This is a genomic window from Carnobacterium sp. (assembly GCF_032094055.1).
GTDB lineage: Bacteria > Bacillota > Bacilli > Lactobacillales > Carnobacteriaceae > Carnobacterium_A.
In genome coordinates this window covers 1-827 of sequence record NZ_DAMDAK010000011.1, presented here as the reverse complement: position 1 = coordinate 827, position 827 = coordinate 1, and the positions used below count along the sequence as shown (strand labels likewise).

The window sequence follows — 827 nt, the reverse complement described above, 5'->3', positions numbered from 1 at the left end:
TAAATTACATAAAACCTTATGCCGTTAAAATTGCTGCGGCTAAAGGACAGGAAGAACTATATGTGTCACTTATGATGGGACAAGCAGCTCACGAAAGTGATTATGGGAGAAGCGGGTTGGCTTCACCACCTTATTATAATCTATCGGGAGTTAAAGGAAGCTACAATGGCGAATACGTTAAGATGTGGACATGGGAAGAAGTAGATGGGCAAGTAGTTGAAGTTTTAGCTAACTTTAGAAAATACCCTTCTTATGAACAGGCCTTGCAGGATTATGCAAGTAAAATGAGAAATGGATTATCGTATGATCCTCTAAATTATGCAGGAACATGGATGAAAAACGCTTCTACTTATGAGCAAGCAATAAAAGGATTGAGCAGCGGAACTTCTCCGTATGCTACTGATTCGAAATATTTTTCCAAAGTATTAAATGTTATCAAAGAAAATGAATTGTATAAGTATGATTCAAACTATTATGAAGATATTCTTTCTACTAAAAATATCTCTTATGAAGCTGTAATCAATCGGAAAACCGATAGTATCAACACAAAACCATATGGAACAAAAGGTTATTCTTTAGTTTCAAGATCAGACAAGTACTATGATAAAGTGGTTACTGTAAGCAAAGAAGCTGTAACAAGTCGTGCATCTTGGGCATTAATTTCCATCAATGGTAAAGAAATAGGTTGGATAGATAAAGCAGGACTCGACATATATGATCAAATAAAATCAACAAAAACTATTGCATATTCAGCTAAAATCAATCGTTCAACCGACAGTATCAATTCTATTGCTTGGGGAACGGCAAAAAATAAAGTATTAGGAAAA

At 34.7% G+C, this 827-nt stretch carries 1 protein-coding gene; it reads left to right on the top strand.

The window, feature by feature from the left end; translation table 11 throughout:
- On the top strand, positions 1-827 hold an 827-nt coding region (locus RT405_RS02945), incomplete at both ends, for a glucosaminidase domain-containing protein (protein WP_313467422.1).